Origin of the sequence: Bacillus sp. 179-C3.3 HS (assembly GCF_047229225.1) — a bacterium.
In the GTDB taxonomy this organism is placed as follows: domain Bacteria; phylum Bacillota; class Bacilli; order Bacillales; family Bacillaceae; genus Bacillus.
This window is the reverse complement of sequence record NZ_JBFEFT010000009.1, coordinates 56342-78284: the sequence shown is the minus strand read 5'-3', so window position 1 is coordinate 78284 and position 21943 is coordinate 56342. Positions and strand designations below refer to the sequence as shown.

Annotated in this window: 21 protein-coding genes; 12 read left to right on the top strand and 9 right to left on the bottom strand. The window is 39.9% G+C overall.

Annotated elements, in window-relative coordinates:
- Window positions 1–36: 36 nt before the first annotated feature.
- Together AB1K80_RS08070 and AB1K80_RS08065 are read right to left on the bottom strand one after the other, a co-directional pair.
- A complete protein-coding gene (locus tag AB1K80_RS08070) occupies window positions 37–1464 on the bottom strand; it encodes an alanine/glycine:cation symporter family protein (protein ID WP_412856103.1) in 1428 nt (475 codons plus the stop codon).
- A gap of 32 nt (window positions 1465–1496) precedes the next feature.
- Window positions 1497–2477 (bottom strand): glutaminase, encoded by a 981-nt coding sequence (locus AB1K80_RS08065; RefSeq protein ID WP_412856102.1) that lies wholly within the window; start codon window positions 2475–2477, stop codon window positions 1497–1499.
- Between the two features lie 515 nt (window positions 2478–2992).
- Here AB1K80_RS08065 and AB1K80_RS08060 point away from each other — a divergent pair.
- The 3 genes from AB1K80_RS08060 (at window position 2993) to AB1K80_RS08050 (ending at window position 6510) form a co-directional block, all read left to right on the top strand.
- On the top strand, window positions 2993–4279 hold the full coding sequence (locus AB1K80_RS08060; RefSeq protein ID WP_412856101.1) for an ATP-binding protein: 1287 nt from the start codon (window positions 2993–2995) through the stop codon (window positions 4277–4279).
- A 4-nt stretch (window positions 4280–4283) separates the two neighbouring features.
- Window positions 4284–5222, top strand: a complete 939-nt coding sequence (locus AB1K80_RS08055) for a response regulator (RefSeq protein WP_412856100.1) — start codon at window positions 4284–4286, stop codon at window positions 5220–5222.
- Window positions 5223–5424: 202 nt separating this feature from the next.
- Window positions 5425–6510 carry an SEC-C metal-binding domain-containing protein gene (locus AB1K80_RS08050; protein ID WP_412856099.1) on the top strand — a complete coding sequence of 362 codons (1086 nt, stop codon included), beginning with the start codon at window positions 5425–5427 and terminating at the stop codon, window positions 6508–6510.
- 52 nt (window positions 6511–6562) lie between these two features.
- Here AB1K80_RS08050 and AB1K80_RS08045 read toward each other — a convergent pair whose 3' ends face one another.
- Window positions 6563–7603, bottom strand: a complete 1041-nt coding sequence (locus AB1K80_RS08045) for a DUF4352 domain-containing protein (protein ID WP_412856098.1) — start codon at window positions 7601–7603, stop codon at window positions 6563–6565.
- Window positions 7604–8041: 438 nt separating this feature from the next.
- Between AB1K80_RS08045 and AB1K80_RS08040 the strand changes: the two genes are divergently transcribed.
- Entirely contained in the window at window positions 8042–8971 is a 930-nt protein-coding gene (locus AB1K80_RS08040) for an aldo/keto reductase (protein ID WP_412856097.1), read from the top strand.
- 35 nt (window positions 8972–9006) lie between these two features.
- On the opposite strand, the gene AB1K80_RS08035 is transcribed toward AB1K80_RS08040, so the two are convergent.
- Window positions 9007–9972 carry a sensor histidine kinase gene (locus AB1K80_RS08035; RefSeq protein ID WP_412856096.1) on the bottom strand — a complete coding sequence of 322 codons (966 nt, stop codon included), beginning with the start codon at window positions 9970–9972 and terminating at the stop codon, window positions 9007–9009.
- 11 nt (window positions 9973–9983) lie between these two features.
- Entirely contained in the window at window positions 9984–10685 is a 702-nt protein-coding gene (locus AB1K80_RS08030) for a LytR/AlgR family response regulator transcription factor (protein ID WP_412856095.1), read from the bottom strand.
- Window positions 10686–10847: 162 nt separating this feature from the next.
- On the opposite strand from AB1K80_RS08030, the gene AB1K80_RS08025 reads away from it, so the two are divergent.
- Together AB1K80_RS08025 and AB1K80_RS08020 are read left to right on the top strand one after the other, a co-directional pair.
- Complete coding sequence (locus AB1K80_RS08025; RefSeq protein WP_412856094.1) at window positions 10848–11588, top strand: ATP-binding cassette domain-containing protein; 741 nt, start codon at window positions 10848–10850, stop codon at window positions 11586–11588.
- Window positions 11588–12763, top strand: coding sequence for an ABC transporter permease (locus AB1K80_RS08020; protein ID WP_412856093.1), 1176 nt, complete (start codon window positions 11588–11590; stop codon window positions 12761–12763). The genes AB1K80_RS08025 and AB1K80_RS08020 overlap by 1 nt, the downstream gene beginning before the upstream one ends.
- A gap of 59 nt (window positions 12764–12822) precedes the next feature.
- On the opposite strand, the gene AB1K80_RS08015 is transcribed toward AB1K80_RS08020, so the two are convergent.
- Both AB1K80_RS08015 and AB1K80_RS08010 read right to left on the bottom strand, forming a co-directional pair.
- Entirely contained in the window at window positions 12823–13374 is a 552-nt protein-coding gene (locus AB1K80_RS08015; protein ID WP_412856092.1) for a hypothetical protein, read from the bottom strand.
- Window positions 13375–13585: 211 nt separating this feature from the next.
- Window positions 13586–14647, bottom strand: a complete 1062-nt coding sequence (locus AB1K80_RS08010; RefSeq protein ID WP_412856091.1) for a DUF5105 domain-containing protein — start codon at window positions 14645–14647, stop codon at window positions 13586–13588.
- Window positions 14648–15154: 507 nt separating this feature from the next.
- On the opposite strand from AB1K80_RS08010, the gene AB1K80_RS08005 reads away from it, so the two are divergent.
- Window positions 15155–15583, top strand: a complete 429-nt coding sequence (locus tag AB1K80_RS08005; protein WP_412856090.1) for a cell wall hydrolase — start codon at window positions 15155–15157, stop codon at window positions 15581–15583.
- Between the two features lie 113 nt (window positions 15584–15696).
- The gene (locus AB1K80_RS08000; RefSeq protein WP_412856089.1) at window positions 15697–16476 is read left to right on the top strand and encodes a glucose 1-dehydrogenase; all 780 of its coding nucleotides are present in this window, start codon (window positions 15697–15699) and stop codon (window positions 16474–16476) included.
- A gap of 20 nt (window positions 16477–16496) precedes the next feature.
- On the opposite strand, the gene AB1K80_RS07995 is transcribed toward AB1K80_RS08000, so the two are convergent.
- On the bottom strand, window positions 16497–17537 hold the full coding sequence (locus AB1K80_RS07995; protein WP_412856088.1) for an acyltransferase family protein: 1041 nt from the start codon (window positions 17535–17537) through the stop codon (window positions 16497–16499).
- A gap of 239 nt (window positions 17538–17776) precedes the next feature.
- Window positions 17777–18769 (bottom strand): LLM class flavin-dependent oxidoreductase, encoded by a 993-nt coding sequence (locus AB1K80_RS07990; RefSeq protein WP_412856087.1) that lies wholly within the window; start codon window positions 18767–18769, stop codon window positions 17777–17779.
- Between the two features lie 422 nt (window positions 18770–19191).
- Here AB1K80_RS07990 and AB1K80_RS07985 point away from each other — a divergent pair, with 422 nt between their 5' ends.
- From AB1K80_RS07985 to AB1K80_RS07970, 4 genes are all read left to right on the top strand, one after another.
- On the top strand, window positions 19192–19794 hold the full coding sequence (locus tag AB1K80_RS07985) for a TerD family protein (RefSeq protein WP_412856086.1): 603 nt from the start codon (window positions 19192–19194) through the stop codon (window positions 19792–19794).
- A gap of 19 nt (window positions 19795–19813) precedes the next feature.
- Window positions 19814–20395 (top strand): TerD family protein, encoded by a 582-nt coding sequence (locus tag AB1K80_RS07980; RefSeq protein ID WP_412856085.1) that lies wholly within the window; start codon window positions 19814–19816, stop codon window positions 20393–20395.
- Between the two features lie 41 nt (window positions 20396–20436).
- Entirely contained in the window at window positions 20437–21015 is a 579-nt protein-coding gene (locus AB1K80_RS07975; RefSeq protein WP_412856084.1) for a TerD family protein, read from the top strand.
- 79 nt (window positions 21016–21094) lie between these two features.
- Window positions 21095–21877 carry a TerC family protein gene (locus tag AB1K80_RS07970; protein WP_412856083.1) on the top strand — a complete coding sequence of 261 codons (783 nt, stop codon included), beginning with the start codon at window positions 21095–21097 and terminating at the stop codon, window positions 21875–21877.
- The last annotated feature ends 66 nt before the right edge of the window (window positions 21878–21943 follow it).

Sequence of the window (21943 nt, the reverse complement as noted above, 5' to 3'; positions counted from 1 at the left end):
AAAAAGCTCTAATCAAAGGATTAGAGCTTTTAACAGTTAACCAAGTTGATTCTTATTGAGTGAAATCGGCTCGTCGTCCCAACATTCAATTTGTTCATTGTTTGGAACGACATTTTTATAAAAGACAGGATCTTTACCTTCTTTTTTCTGCCTTGTATAGTCCTTTAATGCTGCAAAGGCGACTTTGGACAACATAATAATGGCGATGAGGTTGACAATGACCATGAGCCCCATAAACAGATCGGCCAGACCCCATACAAGATCTACCTTTGCTACAGCGCCAAAAAGAACCATCCCAATCACGGCAACCCGATATACGTTGAGCCACGCTTTGTTTGACTTAAGGAATTCAATATTTGTCTCACCATAGTAATAGTTTCCAATCAATGTGCTAAAGGCAAATAAGAAAATCATAATTGCAAGGACGCCAGAGGCCCAAGGCCCAATATGCTGACTTAATGAAGCCTGTGTCAGTTCGATCCCTTGTAAATTGGTTGTCTTATACGCATCGGAGAACAGAACAATAAAGGCTGTACTTGTACAAATGATTAACGTATCTATTAATACACCAAATGCTTGGATTAAACCTTGTTTGACAGGGTGGCTTGTCACGGCAGCGGCTGCTGCGTTAGGTGCACTACCCATACCTGCTTCGTTTGAGAAGAGACCACGTTTAATCCCTTGTAATAAAGCGCCGCCTAGTGTACCGCCAGCGAATTGTTCAAAACCAAAAGCATGTTTTAGAATGGTTCCGATGACGGCAGGAAGTTCTGTAATATTTGTAATCATAATAAAGAAAGCAATTCCTATGTAAGCAACAGCAAGAAAAACGACAATATATTCAGACGCTTTTGCGATCGACCGAATCCCTGTGAAAATAATGCTTGCGAAAATGAGAGCCATAATGATCCCGACGGTTAAGCGATCAAATCCAAAGGAATTATTAAAAGCAACTGTAATTGTATTTGATTGAACAGCGTTAAAGACAATACCAAAAGAAATGGTAATGAGGATAGCAAATAATACCCCCATCCAACGCTTGTTAAGCCCTTTTTCCATGTAATAGGCAGGTCCACCACGGAATCCAGTTTTATCTTTTACCTTATACACCTGAGCCAATGTACTTTCAACAAAGCTTGATGCAGAACCAATGATGGCTACAATCCACATCCAAAAAATAGCACCAGGTCCACCAATCGCAATCGCGATCGCAATACCTGTGATATTCCCTGTTCCAACACGTGCTGCCATACTAATGGCAAATGCCTGAAAAGGTGATACGCCCTTTTTCTCTTTTCTTCCTTCTTTCAGAACAAGCACCATTTCTTTAATTAACCTAATTTGTAGGAAGCGTGTTCTATATGTGAAGTAGACCCCAACTCCAAGTAAAAGAGCAATCACGATATAAGTCCAAATAAAATCATTTGTTTGTGTTAAATAAGATAGCAAAGCTTTTTCGTTCATAACATCACCTCTTCGAATTCATCACTGTTCTTTTAAAAAATACTGAGATCCCACTCTTTGGCGAGCTTTTTCAGCATCATGACGCCTGTAATACTGTTGCCGCAATCGTCAATGGCAGGGCCATAAATGCCGATTCCACAGCCTGTCTGGAACGGGAATTCCCTTCTTGCGCTTGGCGGAACGCAAGCCATAATTCCTCCAGATACACCACTTTTGGCTGGGACACCTACAAATGCAGCAAAATTACCAGATGCATTATACATGCCGCATGTCAGCATTAAAGCTTTTGTTAGCCTAGCAATATCTTTTGGAATCACTTGAAGCTGTTTAAACGGATGATACCCATCACTTGAAATGATCAGGCCGATCAAGGCGATATCTTCTGTTGTGATCTCAATGGAACACTGCTTTAAATAGACCTCTAACGTTTCTTCAACATCTGACTCTAAGTAATTGGTTTCTTTTAAATAATAGGCCAGTGCGCGATTTCTATGAGCAGTCGCCCATTCTGATTGATACACCTCTTCATTCACTAAAGGGCGTTTACCTATTAAGTTTTCGATTAAATCGAAAATATATGCTAGCTTTTCTGTAGAAGTCTTACCGGGAAGAATGGAAGATATGGTAATAGCGCCAGCATTAATCATGGGATTAAAAGGTTTCCCTGGTTTGTGCATCTCAAGGCGGTAGATGGAATTAAATGCATCACCAGTTGGCTCTACATCTACCCGTTCCAAGACGTAAGGTACGCCTCTTCCTAAACAGGCAGCTATAAAGCTAATGACTTTTGAGATACTTTGCAGGGTAAAGGGAACATCCCAATCACCATATCGAACAGAAGATCCATCTGGGCCTATCACGCTAATACCAAATTGAGAGGAATTCACTTGACTAAGTGCTGGAATATAACCAGCAGTTTGACCGTTTTTGTAAAATGGACGAATGTCTTCAGCCCATTGATCAACAGAAGGCTGGCATTCGTGTTGTGTAGTATTAGAAAATGTTGTTTTCATACGATTCCTCCAATCAAAAATAAAAAAGTACCCTATTGAATTGGCGTATGACAAAAAATGCGATCAACTAGGCACGAAAACATGTTACACATCTTCAACGAACTTGTCATGCGCTGCTTGTACCACTCCTTTACACCTAAATGTACGTTCAATAGGGAGCTTTGACGGCGAAAAAACAGGGAGAAAATTTAGTGAATATTCAGAAAACGCTTACATATAGTTTCACTAAAATTGTTCATTCAATTTATATTGGAAACTACACAATCTGACGAAAATCTACAAAAAAACTTACAAATAAAAATCAAAAGGGGCTATTTTGTGTAATAGATGCCAGAAATTGTCGATTCTGTTTTAAAAAACAGCTAGCTGAAAGGTCACTTGACTGTCTCGGATAATAGTCATAAAAAGAGATATTGTAGAGCTGAGCCCAATTGAAAATATTTTTTTGTACATTGTGAAGAAAAGCGTCACCTTGTATACTGTGGCTATGAAAACAGGAAAGGGATGTCAGTCATTTGAGTCTAAACCAACTTGTAAAAAAGGACGCCTTCATTTTCATTTTTATGATTGTTATTGTCCCGCTTGCAGGAGAGCTGAAGTTTTATCCTGTGAATGAGACGTTTCGCATTAGTTTTGGCCCGCCTGCGTTTTTCTTTTGTTTGTTACTTTTAAGAAAATCAAGGCCACTGTTGCCAGGCTTTCTAACAGGAGCAGCCATTGTCATGTTTCGAGTGGGATTAGATGTCATTCAGCATAAGGCTGGTGTCTCTACTTCGTTTTATCATCATGTACCAAGCTTCTTTTTTTATTTTACGTATGCCTTCCTGTTTTTTATTGTTCGTACAGAGCGTTATAAGCATCGATCATTTTTTATCGGACTGATCTGTCTTATGATTGAATTAATAGCAGATTTTGTCGAGTTGTTTGCCCAATTTCTCATGTTTGATACAACCATGACGTTTTCAAAGCTAAGTGATATGATCTTAATTGCTTTTGCACACAGCTTTGTCGTGATTAGCTTTTTTAACATGATGAGGTTGTATGAGGCACAATCAAGAGAAAAGCAAATGCTCAAACAAAACGAGCATATGATGATGGTCATCTCCAATTTATATGAAGAAACTGTTCATCTTAAAAAGACATTAAAGCACACAGAACATATCACACAAGAATCATATCGCCTTTATCGTCTCTTACATGAACATGAGGCAGGGAAGAAAGTGAGTCAAGAGTTATTAAAGCTCGCAGGAGAAATTCATGAAGTGAAAAAGGACAATCAGCGTATTTATGCGGGACTTTCTAAGCTGATTTCAAAAGAAAATATGCAGGACTACATGAAAGCAGAAGAACTTGTGCACATTGTGATCCGCATACAAGAGAAATATGCACAATCTTTAGGGAAAAATATTATCTTTCAATCGGAAATACGCGGGATCCATTTGCATGATTATCACGTCTTTATTTTCTTATCTTTGATTAATAATTTAGTGGCCAATGCGGTGGAAGCGATAGAAGGTCAAGGGACGATTATGATCGTATTGAAAGGCATCCATGATAAAATAGAAGTTCGGATTGAAGATGACGGCCCAGGTATCCCTGATAAATTGAAAGAGGTTGTATTTGATCCTGGTTATACGTCAAAATTTGATGCACATGGCACACCGTCTACTGGGATTGGTTTATCTTATGTAAGAGAACTGGTTCAGACGCTTGGTGGCCAAATTCAGATCGAATCAAAAGAAACAAAAGGGACCGCTTTTCAGCTCGTCTTACCTATACAAAAATTAATACAGAGAGGGTGAGTGTATGCGGTTTTTTATTGCAGATGATGATCGTGCAATTCGCTCGATTTTAAGTCAAATCATTGAGGATGAGGATTTAGGAGAGGTCGTGGATGAAGCAGATGATGGTGACGTTTTAGAAGCACATTCATTAAACTTGAAAAAAGTAGACATCCTGTTAATTGACCTTTTAATGCCTGCAAGAGATGGTATTCAAACGATTCGTCATATTCAACATGAATTCAAAGGCAAAGTCATTATGATTTCTCAAGTAGAGGCGAAGGAGATGATGGCTGAAGCGTATGAACTGGGGATTGAATATTACATTCATAAGCCAGTCAATCGCATCGAGATCGTCAGTGTCATTCGAAAGGTCATCGAGCGGATCAAGCTTGAGAAATCGATTTACGATATTCAAGCCTCTCTACGACATGTTCTTCCGCTAGAGCCAGTGATTTCGAATGATGTGAATAGTGGATCGAAGCGAAGAACAATCAAAGAAGCAGGTGAGTTCCTGTTATCTGAATTAGGTATTGTTGGAGAGAGCGGCTCAAAGGATTTACTTGAGATTCTGAATTACTTACATGAGACCCAGACAGCCAATTCCCACGAAGTCAATTTTCCGCCATTAAAGCAGCTCTTTATCAAAACGGCGGAAAGAAAGCTACACAATGGAGCGACTGATGTGGAAGTGATGAGGGAAGTAAAGGCGGCAGAGCAGCGTATTAGACGAGCGATTCATCATTCTTTGAATCATTTCGCTTCACTAGGATTAACAGATTTTTCAAATCCTAAGTTTGAGCACTATGCTTCTAAGTTTTTTGATTTTACAGATGTGAGCCAGAGGATGAAGGAGATGCAGAAGACATCTTCATCAACAGGATCAACGGGCAGGGTCAATACGAAGAAATTCGTTCAAATTTTTTACTTTGAAGCAAAACAGCTATATGAAGGAATGAACTGAGTGAAATATGTTGGAGTGAATGGAGAATATAAACAGAAAGGCGTGTGCTAATCGCGCTCTAGCCTACGATCGACCATGCATGTCAGGTGATTCAACTATATTTCTGATCATTCCGACTATTCTTTTTTCTCGAAAATGAAACCCTCTTGTGCATTCGTTTGGTAAAATGGTGAGGTTAGACTAGAATGCCGGAGGTTTTATTTTGGGAAAAATTAAACGAAATGCGCTCTGCCCTTGCGGAAGCGGAAAAAAATATAAACATTGCTGTGGTCAAAAGTCAGGCGGAGAACAAACGTCTGAGCTTGTGTTTAAGGAAGCTGTACAAGTTCAAAAGGATTTAATGAATTATGCCTTCTCTAAGCATCAGAGAGCCATTAATCAATTCATTAATGAATTTTCTTTTCTTGCAGATATGGACAAAGAAACGCAACAAATCTCTGTCTTTCATTTGAGTGTATGGGGCATCTTCTTCCGTCCATTGACTGAGAAGGGTGAAACCATCTTTAGTGAGTTTCTGTCAAAGAAAGCAGAAGATATTACTCGTCCGAAAACAAAACAAGTGGTGCAATCTTGGACAGACATGGAGCCGTCTTTGCTCTTACTAAATGAAAAAACAAATGAATCTCTACATTTTGAAAATATGGTGACTGCTGAGAAGGTTGAAGTGGATGTGAAACCTGATCAAACTGTGTTACCTGAGGCGGGCAGTCTTGTTCTTGGTTTCCCTGTTCAGTTTGAGAAAAAAGCAGAGTTTTTCATTCAGTATACGATGTTTGCGAAGGAGTTTACAGATACTTTACTTCTTCAGATTCGTCCGCTTATTGAAGCATATGAGGCAAATGGAGGAGCGCGCAGTACATTCATGAGAGAATCATTCCCTGAAGTGCTCAAGCGCATGTTCGCGAAACAAGAAGTCGAAGAGTCAGAAGTGTCTCCTCAAAAAGAAAGTAGTACAAGTTTGTCAGCGGATCGGATGAGCTGGGCAAACGAAGCGCAACTCGAGACAGCGAAGCTGATTGAAGACGGAATGCAAGAGCATGGTGATCAAAGTCTAACAGATGGTGCGTTAACCGTTTGGAAAGCATACTGTGATCAAAAGTCACCTGTCATCCGTAAAGCTGCCTCGTTTGCTGCAGGCATTGAGTATTATATTCATTCGCTTGCAAGTGATGCACCGCTTTCTCAAGCACAAATCGCTAAAAAATATGGTATTAGTGCCTCTACTGTATCAAGCCGCTTTAAAGATATTGAAAAAGCCGTACAAGAAGAGCAAGAGGCGACTGTTTAACAACATGAAAAAGACGCGGTACCCTTCAAGGGCCGCGTCTTTTTATATGTCATTACCTAGTTTTGATAAAGCCACCCATATAATTTTCTGTGCGAAAATCGTTTAGATCGATCTTCCACTGATCATCTCCATGACGTTTCATTTTCACTTCAAACTCAACAGGGCTCGACATTGGAGGAAGCTTCTCGAACTCAGTTACGTACAGATCCAAGCTTTTTTTGTACAATTCTTTTTTAGAGCGAATTTTTCCGTTATAAAATTCTGTTCTTGCCTCGTCTAGTTTGTCTCCTAAGTTAGATGCATCAATGCCGGTTACTTTTGCAACGACTTTTGCTTCATCATCTGAGATCGTTTTGACAGTAGCTTCGACTTTGGCTTTATCTCTCATTGTGCTTTGCATGCGTTTATACATGGAGAGTATTTCTCTGTCGCTGATTTCATCTCCGTAAATACGTGCACTTCTCTTAAAGTCTTTAATAAACTTCTCATTATATTTATTCACAACATCTGATTGATTGTCGCCAGTTAAATCTGAAAATTGATTGTTCTTCTGGTCAAAAACAATGATATCGGTATATGCAGATAAAGCTTTTGCTGGGTCTTCTAGCTTCTTCGCTGTATCAAGTATTTTTTTTCCATCGAGATCAATTTCAATCGATTCGTCGTTTTTATTCAGGCTTTCTTGGTAGACAAGTTGATACTGTTTACCTTTGTCGACTAAGAAGTAAAGAGCACCTTTAGCAGACTTTCCTTTATTCAATGAGTCAAGATCTAGATAGTCTTTACTTTCATAAAATGACAAGTCAGATACTTTGGCGTCATCTTGATAAAGAGAAAAGTCAGAGTTATATAATGAAATGGCTTTGTCGCTCTTATTTGTGATCGTGAGGTTTACTTTTAATACCAATTCATTCTCTCGAAGGGTTGTTGATGAGCTATCTGGTAACGTATATTCGTAGCTATTTACTTTTACATCTACTGTTTTCGTTGATTTTTGGTCAGCATTCGTTGATTTTGATGAGCTCTGGCAAGCAGCAGAGATGATCATGACGAATGAAATCATCAGCAGTACACTTATTTTTTTAAGATTCACGTTAATGCTCCTTTGCTTTTCTTTCGTCAATCTATTCCCGTCATCTGTATGAGAAAAAAGAAACAGATATAAATGGTATATTCGGGAGTTACAGGGGAAAATATCCTAATGACGTTATGCACTACTTATTCTAACGAATTTTATTCGAAGATAGGAATAGGTTTTAGTTCCTATTTTTATCGATTTTTACACAAAAATCCTCGAAAACATGTAGTTGGTGAGCAATAAATACTAGTATATTCGAATGGTTTTGTTTATTCCTTCTATCTTTTAACTATTGATTATATAAAAGTCTTGAATTGATAGAAATAAGAAACATTTGTACGATTCAAAACAAAAGATTCATTTACAATGGATCATCGGAGAGCGGAATACTTGAATGTTGAAAAGGATCCATGGGAAAATAAGGATGATTAAGTAGAAAAGGGAGATGAGCTTTTGAAAAAGGTAACGCTTGGACGAACGGACTTACAGGTGAATCCGATAGGACTTGGAACGAATGCGGTAGGGGGACATAATTTATTCCCGAATTTGAGTGAAGATGCTGGAAGAGAGCTTGTGGAAACAGCTCTTGATCACGGTGTTAATTTCTTAGATTCTGCCTTTATTTATGGACTCGGTCGTTCGGAAGAATTAATCGGTGAGATCATCGCCAAAAGAGGCGGTAGAGAGAAGCTTGTCCTTGCCACAAAAGGGGCTCATAAGGAAGTAAACGGTCAAATCGAACTGGATAATAGCCGTGATTTCTTAAGACAAGAGGTAGAAAATAGTCTCAAGCGATTGAAGACGGATTATATTGATTTATATTATATGCACTTCCCAGATGGTCAAACGCCATTGGATGAAGTGGCGGGTACATTGAAAGAGTTAAAGGATGAAGGGAAAATTAGGGCAATTGGTGCATCGAATCTTGATTTTGAACAGCTTCAAACCTTTAACAAAGATGGATACTTAGATGTACTTCAATCAGAATATTCCTTGTTAAAACGTCAGGCGGAGCAAGATCTTCTCCCATATTGCGTAGAGCATCACATTTCATTTATCCCTTATTTCCCATTGGCATCAGGCTTGTTGACAGGCAAATTTACAAAAGATGCAACATTTGATGATATTCGAGCGAAAGATCCACTTTTCCAAGGTGATGCTTTTCTAGAGAATCTTGAAAAGGTAGAGAAATTGAAGGCGATCGCACAATCGAAACAAGCGGAAACCGCACACGTTGCACTTGCTTGGCTTCTCACAAGAGACGGCATTGATGCCATTATTCCAGGTGCGAAGCGAGCAGAGCAAGTCTTGCAAAACTTGAAAACAAATGATGTTCAATTAACAGAAGAGGAAATTCAGCATATTGATGATATCTTTTCTTAAATAAAAACTCAGGTGCGTGGTGGCACCTGAGTTTTTTATGCATGGGTGATGGGAATTTTAAAGATGATGCGGAGGTTTGGTGACCGATATGTAAAATCGAGCGTCCCCTCTGCTTGTTCAACGAGCTTGTGAATAATATAAGTTCCCATCCCTTGATGATCTCCGCCCTTTGTGGAACGCCCATATGTTTGAAATAAATGATCCAATACGTGTTTCTCCATCCCTTTTGTGCTGTTTTCACAATGGATTAAAAAGAGTCCGCTTCGAATAGAAGTTGTGATCGAAATCTTCCCCTCTACTCCTTTTTGCTTGGCTTCAATGGCTGCATCCAGTGCGTTGTCGAGTAAGTTGCCCGTAAAACTCACTTGATCCGCCTTGGAAAAAGGGAGCGAAGAAAATGGGGCTTGAAGATCTAATGAAAGATCAATCCCCTCCTTCTCAGCTCGCTGGAAAAAAGTATGTAAGGTGGAGGCCAAGTAAGCATTCTCTCCTTTGATCCAAGGGAAATGTTTGACGTATCGTTGAATCAAAGCTTTGATTTCATGCTCATCGTTGGATGTAGAAAAGGCGTTCAAATGTCTGGCTGTTTCATGGTGTTTGCTACGTAGCTCAAGTAACAGCTCATTTGTTTTCGATTCAGCCTTTGTGAGTTCTTGAACACGTCCGTTCAGCTGACGCTCAGTTTGCATCATGTGTAAAGAGAGGATATCAGCTGTGATGATAATGATGAAAGTCAAAAGACGAGCCTGCCAATTGGCTTCCGTCAGAAGCGGTAAGAGTCCAGCGCAAGTAACGAGTACGAAAACCCCTAAGATGATATATCCGCTCACACCGGGCAAAAACCGTTTGTAGACAATGAGCGTGTATAGACAAACGACACCAAAGGAGAGAACCCACAAAACCACTGAAGCAAAAGGTAAAAAGGATACAATGATCGATTGAACGGCGAAGACTAACCATATAAGCATATATAAACGGAATCCAAGATAGATCGCTTTCACATTCGTTCTCCTTAAAAGTAGTATTTCTTAAAGTACTCTAGTTGCTGTTTGGTCATCATGGCCTTTTTATCTGTTCCTTCGAAGGACACGATAAAGGAGTTTTTTGCATACGCTGAAAAGTTTTTAATGTAATGAATATTAATGATAAACGAGCGGTGTGAGCGGATAAAATCCTTCTCGGCTAAATCACCTTTTAACTCGGTTAATGTCTGATACGTCTGAATGTCTCCAGTTGTTGTCACAATGGTCGTTGACCTGCCTGTTCGTTCAACGAAAATCACATCTTTCTTCTGCAACACATGGATATCTGACTGCTGTTTAATAAGAAGCCGTCCATGAATGCTCTTCTCCTGCTTAGTGGATATGTATCGTTCAAAGGATGCAACGATTCGATCGGCATGATAGGGCTTCATAATATAGTCATGGACTTTCAAATCAAACGCATGGACAGCATATCCGCTATTTCCTGTCACGAACACAACATCAACCTTCAATGCGTGAGAATGAATCAAATCAGCTAACTCATAGCCCGACATCCCCGGCATTTCAATGTCTGCAAATAATAAATCAATATCTCCTTGTTTGACCATCTCGTATGCCTCCTCTGCCGACTGCGTGGCAAAGACGATGTCAACGGACTCAAATCGGCTGACAATGGCGTGTAACTTCTCTAAATCTACTCGGTAATCATCGACAAGACCTACTTTTATCATAAAAATCACCTATGACTGTTCGTATTATTTGTCTATTTTACCATTTGTTATTTAGAAAAAGGTCATTTCGAGACAGAAAAAGGACGTTTCGCGACATTTATATGTCAAACATGCATGATTTTCCCTATCATAGACTTAGATAGACGAAAGGGGCGAAAATAAATGATTACACTCAGCGATTGCAGTTGCTGGTTTACAGATAAGAAAAAAGTCGTAAAGGCTGTGAAACACATGTCGTTCTCCGTGAATGAAGGAGAAGTTGTTGGCATATTAGGAGAGAATGGGGCAGGGAAAACAACGTTACTTCGCACCATTGCGACCCTCTTGCAACCGAATCATGGAACAGTGAATGTGGCAGGATTTGATACAGTGAGAGATGCAACAGAGGTAAAGAAACGAATTGGTGTCTTATTTGGCGGGGAGACGGGGCTTTACGATCGTCTCACGGCACGAGAAAACCTTGAATACTTCGGTAAATTATATGGTTTAGACCAGCATGAAATAAAAGCAAGAATAGAAGATTTGGCTAAGCGCTTTGGAATGAGAGAATACATGGATCGCAAGGTGAAAGGTTTCTCACGAGGAATGAAACAAAAGGTGGCGATTGCCAGAACATTGATTCATGATCCTGATATTATCCTTTTCGACGAACCAACGACTGGCTTGGACATTACATCAAGTAATATTTTCAGAGATTTTATCAAACAGTTAAAGCAACAGAACAAAACCATCTTATTCTCAAGCCATATCATGGAAGAAGTGAGCTTGCTTTGTGACAGTGTGATGATGATTCATCAAGGTGAGCTTGTCTACAGAGGAACACTTCCAGAATTGTATCAGGAAGAACAGAGTGAAGACTTGAACTATATCTTTATGTCGAAGCTCGCAAGGGGGAATGTATAATGTGGAAAACGGTATTTAAAAAAGAAATGACGGATGCGTTAAGAGATCGAAAAACGCTGTTCTTAACGGTTCTCATCCCTCTTTTGACTATGCTGGGATTGGTGTTCTTTTATGAAAGCATGATTGCAGACCCAGGTGACGAAACGTATACGGTCGCTGTCAATGAAAAGCTACCATCTGACATGAATCAAATGATCAAAGAGGTCAAACATATACAACTTGAAACATTTGAAGATCCAGAGCAAGCGGTGAAAGATGGCGAGGCCAATGCCTATCTAGAACTGCCTAAAGATGTAGAACAAAAGCTTCAAGATCAAAAGTCATTTGTGATGAAAGTTCATGGGTACACTACAGACGATCAGTCTCTTGTGGCGGTTCAAATGCTTCAATCCCTATTGGAACAGTACCAAAACCAAGTCGTTGAAAAGCGTTTAGCAGACGATCAAGTGAGTCAATCACTCATTCACCCATTTGAGGTGCAGTCGATTGATGTAGAGGAAGGAGAAGACGTTGAAAGCGGTACGACAACGATGCTTTTATCGGTTCTACTCCCAATGATACTCATCACGTCTGTCATTTCAGGTGCTCTACCAGCGGCACTCGATATTATTGCAGGTGAGAAAGACCGCAATTCCATTGAAGCGTTATTCCTGACGCCAGCTAACAGGCTTCAGCTATTAATCGGCAAATGGCTCGCTGTCTCCATGTTTGGGATCATTAGCGGAATCGTTGCGATTGGTATGCTTCTTTTATCGACCCTGCTCTTTACAGAAAAACTAAAGCAAGCTTTAAACTTTGGGGATGAAGTATGGGCGATTGTTGGTGTCATGCTTGTCGCTTTGATCATCTTCTCATTTATGGTCTCGATCATGGAGTTGCTCATCAGTGTCGCGTCTGGTTCAGTTAAAGAAGCGCAATCATATATGTCTATGATCATTACACTAGGTGTCATTCCGATGTTCTTTACGATGAGAACGGGTGCTTCTCAGCTTGATACGTCTTACTTTGCTGTCCCATTCCTTAATATTCACGCACTATGCAAACAAATGATGTTTGGGATCATTGATCCGATGTCGATTGCACTCACACTAGGCTCTACTGCGCTCGTTGTGGTGATCTTATTTGTGGTCGTCAGAGTCATGTTTATGAAAGAAAAATGGATGCTTGCCAAATAAAGAAACGCCCTCTATGATCATAGAGGGCGTTTTCAGGTGAATGCCAATCACTGTATTTTTCAGTTTAAGAACCCGAATTGATCCAAGCCCTCTAAATAAAATTGAAAATACTCGTCATGAATATCATCTGGATATTCTGCTAACCCATTTTCAATAAGTGCACCTACAATTAAAGCATTTATATACCTATCAAGCTTTTCGCAACTAGCTCTTACTTTAAATTCTGAAATATATAACCCATCTTTACTTTCTAAAATGATATCAATTCTGCTACCTTCTTGTTCATCACGCAATAAGTGATTATACTCCCAATCTTCGACTCTTTTAGGGTTTAACGGATGAAGACGATTATAAAGTACTTCTTCACGGTGATCTTTTTTTTCCTCATTCGAAAACAATTGAATCAACATACTCGGATCATCAATGACAAAACATTTATATATCTTAGTATATTCAAAGTGATCATCATTTACTAAATCTAAAATCTTTGCTTTTGAAAATTCTCTAGCCTTAAATTTAGACGTTATCATCTCAACGACTCGTTCTTTAGTAAAAATCAATTGATCTTTTTTATATAAATACTGTTTATATAGCTTTTCGTAATTGTACATGATAATCCTCTCTTGGGCTTCCTTTTGAAATTATCTACTTCGATAATCGTTTGACCATTTCTAATAGGTCCAGTTGTTACACCTTTTGTCTGATGACTAAAAGTAGATCAAGTTCCTAGATTTACGATTCACTTAGTAAATACGCTGCTTTTACATAAGTAGTACAAGTATCAATCATAACAAAAAAACCCCGGGGAACGGGGTTTTTTCATTAGTTCTTGATGAACTTTTCAACCAATGTGCCTGTTTTATAATCGTTTAAATCAAGCTTCCATTGGTCAATATCATTTTTCTTCATGGTCACTTCTACTATTTCTTCAGAAGAAGATGGCCCTAATTTTTTGAACTCATCTGGGTAGACAGAGAGTAAGTATTTTTGTCCTTCATCGTATGAAGCTGAACGGTTTTTACTGTAGAATTCAGTAGCTCTATCTTTCAAGCGTTCCACAAGTGGACTTGCATCAATTGGTGTGAGGGTCACAGTGACGACTGCTTCATCACCACTAATTGATTTTGTTTTTGTTGATACTTTTGAGTTTTTAGCTAGTGTTTCTTTGACAGCTTTTAATAGTTTATCTAGGTCCTCATCTTTAGCAGAGCTTGATGAAATACCAGAAGAAGAAATATATCCTTGCTTAAATGATTTATCAAATTCGTTGATAACCGTTGATTTGTTATCGCCTGTTAGCTTTTCGAATTCATCGTTCTTTTGTCCGAAAATCATCACATCAATATAAGAAGAAAGAGCTTTAGCAGATGCTTGAAGTGTCTCTGCCTTTTTCATTAAGTCTTTTCCTTTAATGTCGAATTCAAGTGTTTTTTCGTCTTTGCCAGTTTTAGTAAATGGTTCTGTATAGATCAGTTGATAGTCTTTGTCTTTGTCAACGACATAGAAAAGACCGCCTTTTGATATTTTACCTGCATTTAAAGAGCTAGAAGATAATACTTCACTGTAGTCTTCTGGAGAGATGGTCGATACTTGTGCATCATCTTGATAAAGCGTAAAGTCGCCCTTGTCAACATTGATCGGTTCTTTGCTGATGTTTTTAACAGAGACGTTCACTTTCAATACATACTGATCATCTTGGACAGATGTATCGTACTGAGGCGGTAATGTGTACTCTGCACTTTCTATTTTAACTTCTGCTATATCAAGGGATTTCTTTGTATCATTTTCTTTAGCAGATGTTTTGTCTTTCCCGCCACTACAAGCAGCAGCAACAACTGTTACACACAAAATCAGAAGAAACAGGGATAATTTCTTTTTAAACATGATATTTCCTCCTTGGGTTCATGGTGAATTTTATTGGAAAAGTCATAGCTCATATCGTTCTTTTTGCACAAAAAGAACATATTGTATATTTTTTACTGTAGGTTGAAGCAAAGTACTGTCAATAACTTGGTATGTTATAGCAGCTAATGGGCTTCAAATAGTAAAAATGACACTATGTTGTCAGGAGAAACTTGTATTTTATTGTTTGAAACCTCCTGTAAAAACTCAACATTTTATATTTTAAGTCTTTCTGTCGGTTTGTTGAATAGGTTTAAATGACTGTTTTTCAAGAAGTTGTCGCAATTAGGAAGATTTTAATGACCTGTAAATGAGACTATAGTAATGAATATTTTTTCCTGTTATGTTTATTTTCATATGGGTTGCGTGAGGTTTTTATAAAAGGCAAATGCAGTTCAACAATAGACGGGCTATCGACGCTGTTCGTGTTTTTTACAGTCATTTAGACAGAAACGCGACATAAAATAAAAAGAAATGGGAGGTGGGTGTATGGCAGTGGTAAGGGCGACAAGCTCTGATATTAATTTATTAGCCAGATTGCTAAGAGCAGAAGCAGAGGGCGAAGGGAAACAAGGGATGCTGCTTGTCGGGAATGTGGGCATCAATCGGATACGGGCCAACTGCTCGGACTTTAAAGGGCTGCGTACGATTCCACAAATGATCTATCAGGAGCATGCATTTGAAGCGGTCACACATGGGTACTTTTACCAGAGGGCGCGTGAAAGTGAAAAAACACTCGCGCGTAGGAACGTAAACGGAGAACGGTTCTGGCCAGCTAAATTTAGTCTTTGGTATTTTAGACCGCCTGGAGATTGTCCTTCTACATGGTATAACCAGCCATTTGTGGCGAGATTTAAGGCGCATTGTTTTTATCAGCCAACAGCAGAAACATGTGAAAATGTCTATAACACGTTTTAATATCATCGTCAGCACAATCCCCTCAACTAGAATCAGGGGGTTGTGTTTTTTTATGTTTGAAAATGGGTAACCACCTTGTATCAGCAAGAAGCACGTGATGGGAGGAAACAAGGATGTATCAAGATTTAAAAGGAAAAACAGCCATTATCACAGGTTCTTCCAAAGGAATAGGACAGGCGATCGCCATTCGGTTCGGGCAAGAAAAAATGAATGTGGTGGTGAATTATAAAGGCGATGAAGACGGAGCTGAAAAGACGGTGAAAGCCATTCAGCAGTATGGAGGACAAGCTGTGAAAGTACAGGCAGATGTCTCCAACGAGGAAGGGATTCAAGCGTTAATGAATGCAGCATTGGCACATTTCCATTCGGTGGATGTATTTGTGAATAACTCAGGCTTTAATGGTGAAGAAGCGCTGCCGCATGAGATGACACTCGATCAATGGCAAAAAGTCATAAACGTCAATCTCACAGGTGCGTTTTTAGGAGCTAAGGCAGCCATCGACTACATGTTGGCGCATGAGATCAAGGGGTCGGTTTTAAATATTTCTAGTGTCCATCAGGAAATTCCACGCCCATTCAACGTTCATTATGCAACGTCAAAAGGAGGCATGAATATGATGACGAAGACGCTAGCCCTTGATTATGCGGAGGCCGGCATTCGGGTCAATGCGATTGCACCTGGTACCATGGCGACTGAAACAAATGACGATTTACAGGATGAAGAGAAAAAACAAAAGCAACTGGAGAAGATTCCAATGAGAGCGTTTGGTGATCCGAAAGAGATCGGTTCAGCTGCCGCATTTCTCGTATCAAAAGAAGCTGCCTATATCACGGGCACAACATTATTTGTCGATGGGGGCATGACGCTGTATCCTTCCCAAATGAATGAATAAGAAAAACGTATCCGCTAGGTTTAACTAGCGGATGTTTTTTGTTCATAGCGATGTGTGGTGATGGGCGTTTTGCCAAGCAGTATTGGGTTTTTGTTTAAAAATGAGATGCATGGCATCATGAGCAGCAATGTACCGATTGTGTAAAAGAGTGTCCATGAGAGCTGTGTCGTATCAGAAATATCAAGGCCGAGCCCGTAATAAACAATGGCTTTCATCATGTCAATTCCGGTAAACTGTAAGACGAGTATGACAATGGAATGACGTCCGAGATATGTGAGAATGGATGACCTTTGCAATTTAAAACTGACATATATCACAGCGGCTGAACCAAGGAGAGCACAGGTGTAAAAAATGAAGAGGTTGCCATATTCATTCACCCGCATGTCAATTCGCGAATGAAAACTTTGAAAGTAAGCCGTGACCACAAACAGCACTGTACATAAAAGAAGCGTGTGCTTTGTTTTGAGTTCGACAAACCACTGCTTTGTCAAAAATCCAATCGAGTAAAACACAACAGCCGTGAAGGCGACATTGGCGTTCCAAAGAAGGCTTTGGTTTAAAAACAAGGTCGATGCATAGCCTACTCCCCCGCATAGTATTGTCAGTAAGAGTAGGTAAGCCGTTTGACCTTTTGTGAGACGGTGCAAGCTGAAAAATAACAACTCTACTAAAAAGAGTGTGGTTAAAAACCAGATCGCTGGGTTATGTGCTAGCCTTGCTTCATCTGCATTGGAAATAAAAATACCTGTAAAAGGAATGAAGGGGTCAATATCTGTTTGACCTTTAAATGCGAAAAAACGGGTAACGGTGAGCCAGAATACATACGTGATCACGGAGAAATAAAGATAGGGCAAGAGCAGGCTTTTGGCCTTCTTCTGAATAAATGAAGTAGCAGCGTGTGCGGATGGTCGGAACATCATCCCTGATAGTAAAAAGAAAAGCGGCATATGAAAGGAATAAATGAATTGCTTGATCCCGTCATGAATGGGCACATGTGCCATCACCACTAATAGGATTCCAACTCCTTTAGCCGCATCGACCCAGTCTAGCCTCTTTCTCATCGCAACATCGTCTCCTTCCTTCTTAGCATCATGAACCATTCAATGATTCTTACCTCTACTATATAAAAGGTACACCTTCAATTCATTTACAGTTCGCTAACGATTGGAAGGTACATTTGCATTCAGATGACAGAAGGAATGATGTTGACATGTACATGTTACAATTTGCATCTAATTGTAGCAGCCGCATGACGAGCAACGAAGTCAAGATCCCCTGAAGCCATGTGTGATAGATGGCTTCAGAATAAGTTCGCGATTCGTTCAAAGGAGCGCTGTTTTTCAAGTGGATCGAATGTATTGTTTAAGATCATGATGTCATCTGTTTGATAGCGGTCCATCAAGATCTGTAATTGTTCTTTGACTGTTTGCTTCGAACCAACGATCATTCGCTGGCGGTTTTGTTTCACTTTTTTCTTTTCTTGTTCGGTGTAGTGATAATGAATGGCCTCATCGATCGAAGGAACGCGGCTATCGAGTCCTTTTTCAACACGAAGTAGCCATAAATCTGTACTGCTGGCGATTCGATTGGCTTCTTCATCTGTTTCTCCACATATCACAAAAACAGCAAACATGGATTGTGGCTGAGGTGCAAAAGAAGAGGGCGAAAAATGCGAACGATACGTTTCAAATGCTTGCCTGCCCCGACCTGGATGGATGAAGTGGCCAAATATATAGTGAATCCCAAGCGCAGCCGCTTGCTTCGCACTATTTTCCCCGAGCCCAAGTAACCACACCGGTGGCTGACTACTTGTGAGTGGGGCCGCTGTTACTCCTTTATGGGGATGATCCGCAGGTAAGCTGTCTGATAAGTAATAAAGAAGATCCTTGAGTTGGCGATCAAACTGAGACAGGCCTTTATCGATACCGTCTGTTAGTGCGAGCCTAGTCTTTTCAATTCCGCCTGGCGATTTCCCGACACCGATCTCAATGCGCCCTGGATATAGAGCTTCAAGTTGCCGCGTGACCTCTGCTACTTTAAAAGGGCTGTACTGTGGAAGTAAAATGCCGCCAGATCCTGTACGCAAGGTCGAGGTGTGAGCGGCAATATGAGCCATTAATATTTCTGGAGCCGTACTGGCAAGTCCTTTTGTGCTGTGATGCTCGGCGAACCAATAACGTTCATAGCCAAGGGTTTCAGCCAGCTGTGCCAGTTGAGTTGTATGAACCAATGTTTCTTGTGCGGTTTGTCCTTTAGGGATGGCAACTTGATCTAGTATATGAAGTGATGGCATCATCAACATTCCTTTCTATCAATGCGGTGTAAATTCTCTATTCACAAGTATAAAGAAATAGTTGAATCGAAGGAAACGAAAGGGTTTACCCGTATTTCTTTCAATCCTTTCTATATCAACATATGAAATCAGAATTCCCGGCTAAACATCAGCCAAGCCTGTCAATGACGATCATTCGACAAAGTTTCACATGAAACGATTTGTTTTCGGCATGAATCATTTCTCTTGATGATTATTTTTTTTGTAAAATATGATGTTGATGAAACCTACAATGAACATAGATCGTATATACTAGTAAATAGAAACAGAGGAAGAGGCTCCAATAATATGCCATGAATTATGTCAAATATTCATGTATGATCGTTTTATGAGAGTTCTTCGCTTAATCAATAGATTTTTATTATGCTAGAGGAGTGGTTGTTTTGGCGATTTCATTAGAAAAGGGTCAACGTATTGATTTAACAAAAGGAAATAAAGGGTTATCGAATATTTTAGTAGGACTTGGCTGGGACCCAGTATCACAACAAGGTGGCGGTCTTTTAGGAAAATTGTTTGGTGGTGGAGGCGCTGATATTGATTGTGACGCTTCCGTTCTCATGTTGAAAAACGACCGTTTTACCGAAAATAAAGATCTCATTTATTTTGGGAATCTAAAAAGTAGATGCGGGAGTGTAGAGCATACAGGAGACAACCTGACAGGTGAAGGTGACGGGGATGACGAACAAGTCCTTGTCAATTTAGACAAGGTACCGGGCAATGTGAACAAGTTGGTGTTTGTCGTGAATATTTATGATGCACGTAAAAGAAACCAGCACTTTGGTTTGATTCAAAATGCATATATCCGTATTGTTGATCGTTCAAACAATCAAGAATTGGTGAAATATAATTTGAAGGATGAGTATGCGGGTAGTACCTCATTGATCGTTGGTGAAATTTATCGTCACGAGAATGATTGGAAGTTTGCTGCTGTTGGAAACGGGACACAAGATGCGAAGTTAGCAGATATTACGAGAAACTACATTTAATCTGAAGGGAGAGGTTCTTGTGGGAATTTCTTTAGCGAAAGGTCAAAAAATCGATTTAACGAAAACGAATCCTGGTTTAACAAAAGTAGTTGTAGGTCTAGGTTGGGATGTAAATAAGTATGATGGCGGACATGATTTTGATTTAGATGCTAGTGTCTTTCTTTTAGATGCAAATGGAAAGGCAAACTCTCCATCAGACTTTATCTTTTACAATCAAACAACGGGTGGAAACGGCAGTGTCGTACATACAGGTGATAACACGACGGGTGCTGGAGACGGAGATGACGAGCAGGTCAATGTAGACCTTTCTTCTGTGCCATCAAGTATTGATAAGATTTCATTTGTGATTACGATCCATGATGCAGAAGCGCGTAGTCAAAATTTCGGACAAGTGTCTAACGCATATGTGCGTATTTTAAATGAAGCATCAAATGAAGAGCTGATCCGTTATGATTTGGCAGAGGATTTTTCAATCGAAACCGCGATTATTGCAGGTGAATTATACCGACATGGCGGTGAATGGAAATTCTCAGCCATCGGGTCTGGTTATCAAGGTGGACTAGCTCGTATTGCGACGGACTTCGGTTTAGATATTGGATAACGTTTGATTTTCACATTTTCAAAGATAGGAGCGAGATGAATATGGCGATTCAGCTTTCAAAAGGACAACGAGTGGATTTAACGAAAACCAATCCAGGTTTGACAAGAGCGATGATTGGACTTGGCTGGGATACGAATAAATATTCAGGTGGCGCTGAATTTGACTTGGATGCGTCAGCCTTCTTAGTGGATGCAAACAATCGCTGTCAACAAGATACAGACTTTGTTTTCTATAATAACCTTCAACATCCAAGCGGTGGTGTCACTCATACAGGTGATAACCGGACGGGTGAGGGAGATGGGGATGACGAACAAATTCTCGTTGATTTCTCAAAAATTCCTGCTAATATTGATCGAGTTGGGATTACAGTGACGATTCATGATGCAGAGGCACGCAGTCAGAATTTTGGACAAGTCTCTAACGCTTTTGTCCGTGTAGTCAATGAAGAGAGCGGGGAAGAATTGATTCGCTTTGATTTAGGAGAAGACTTCTCGATTGAAACAGCTGTGGTCGTATGTGAACTGTATCGTCACGGAAGCGATTGGAAGTTTAGTGCGATCGGGAGCGGATTCTCTGGTGGACTTGCAGCACTTTGTCAAAATTATGGATTAGAAGTGTAAAAATCGATTCAGAAGCGATGAAGTATGACAGCAGGCGAGAGCCTGCTGATGCTTCTACACTTTTTAGGAGGAAAAGCAATTGGACATTTTGAACCATATGTTGGAAACGTATGCCTCTTTTTTTGATTGGCATATGTGGGCAGAGGTATTAACAGACCCTGTCTCTTGGGGACTTATTGGAACCCTTGTTGTGCTTGAAGGATTGTTATCAGCTGATAACGCACTCGTACTAGCTGTCATGGTCAAGCATTTACCGGAAAAGCAACGTAAGAGAGCATTAACCTACGGACTAATCGGCGCTTATTTTTTCCGTTTTATATTCATTGGCGTAGGAATGCTATTAATCAAATTTGCTTGGGTGAAAATCCTGGGAGCGGCTTACTTAGCATGGCTTGTAGTGAAGCACTTCTGGCTAGGAGATGGAGATGCCGAAGCGAAGGAATTGAAGAAAGAAAGCTGGATGGTTCGTGTGTTTGGTGTCTTCTGGGCGACCGTTATTTCTGTTGAAATTATGGACCTTGCTTTCTCTGTTGATAGTATTCTTGCTGCATTCGCTGTTTCAGAACAAGTATGGGTTCTCTTGTTAGGCGGAATGCTTGGTATTCTTATGATGCGGACAGTGGCACAGTTATTCCTTAAACTCATTGACCGTGTACCAGAACTTGAGACGACAGCGTTTGTTCTCATTGGGATTATTGCTTTGAAAATGGCATTAAGTGTTGCACATATCGAAATCCCTCATCTCGTATTCTTTGCGATTATCATCTTAGCATTTGTTGGGACATTTATTGTTCATAAAATTAATAATAAGAAGAGACATCAAGAAGTAACGAACGAAGCAGCAGCTTCAAAAGAAGAATAGGATGTTAAAAAAGGAATGGAGTTGAACGTCGGCTCCATCCTTTTTTGAATCATCAAATCATTGGTT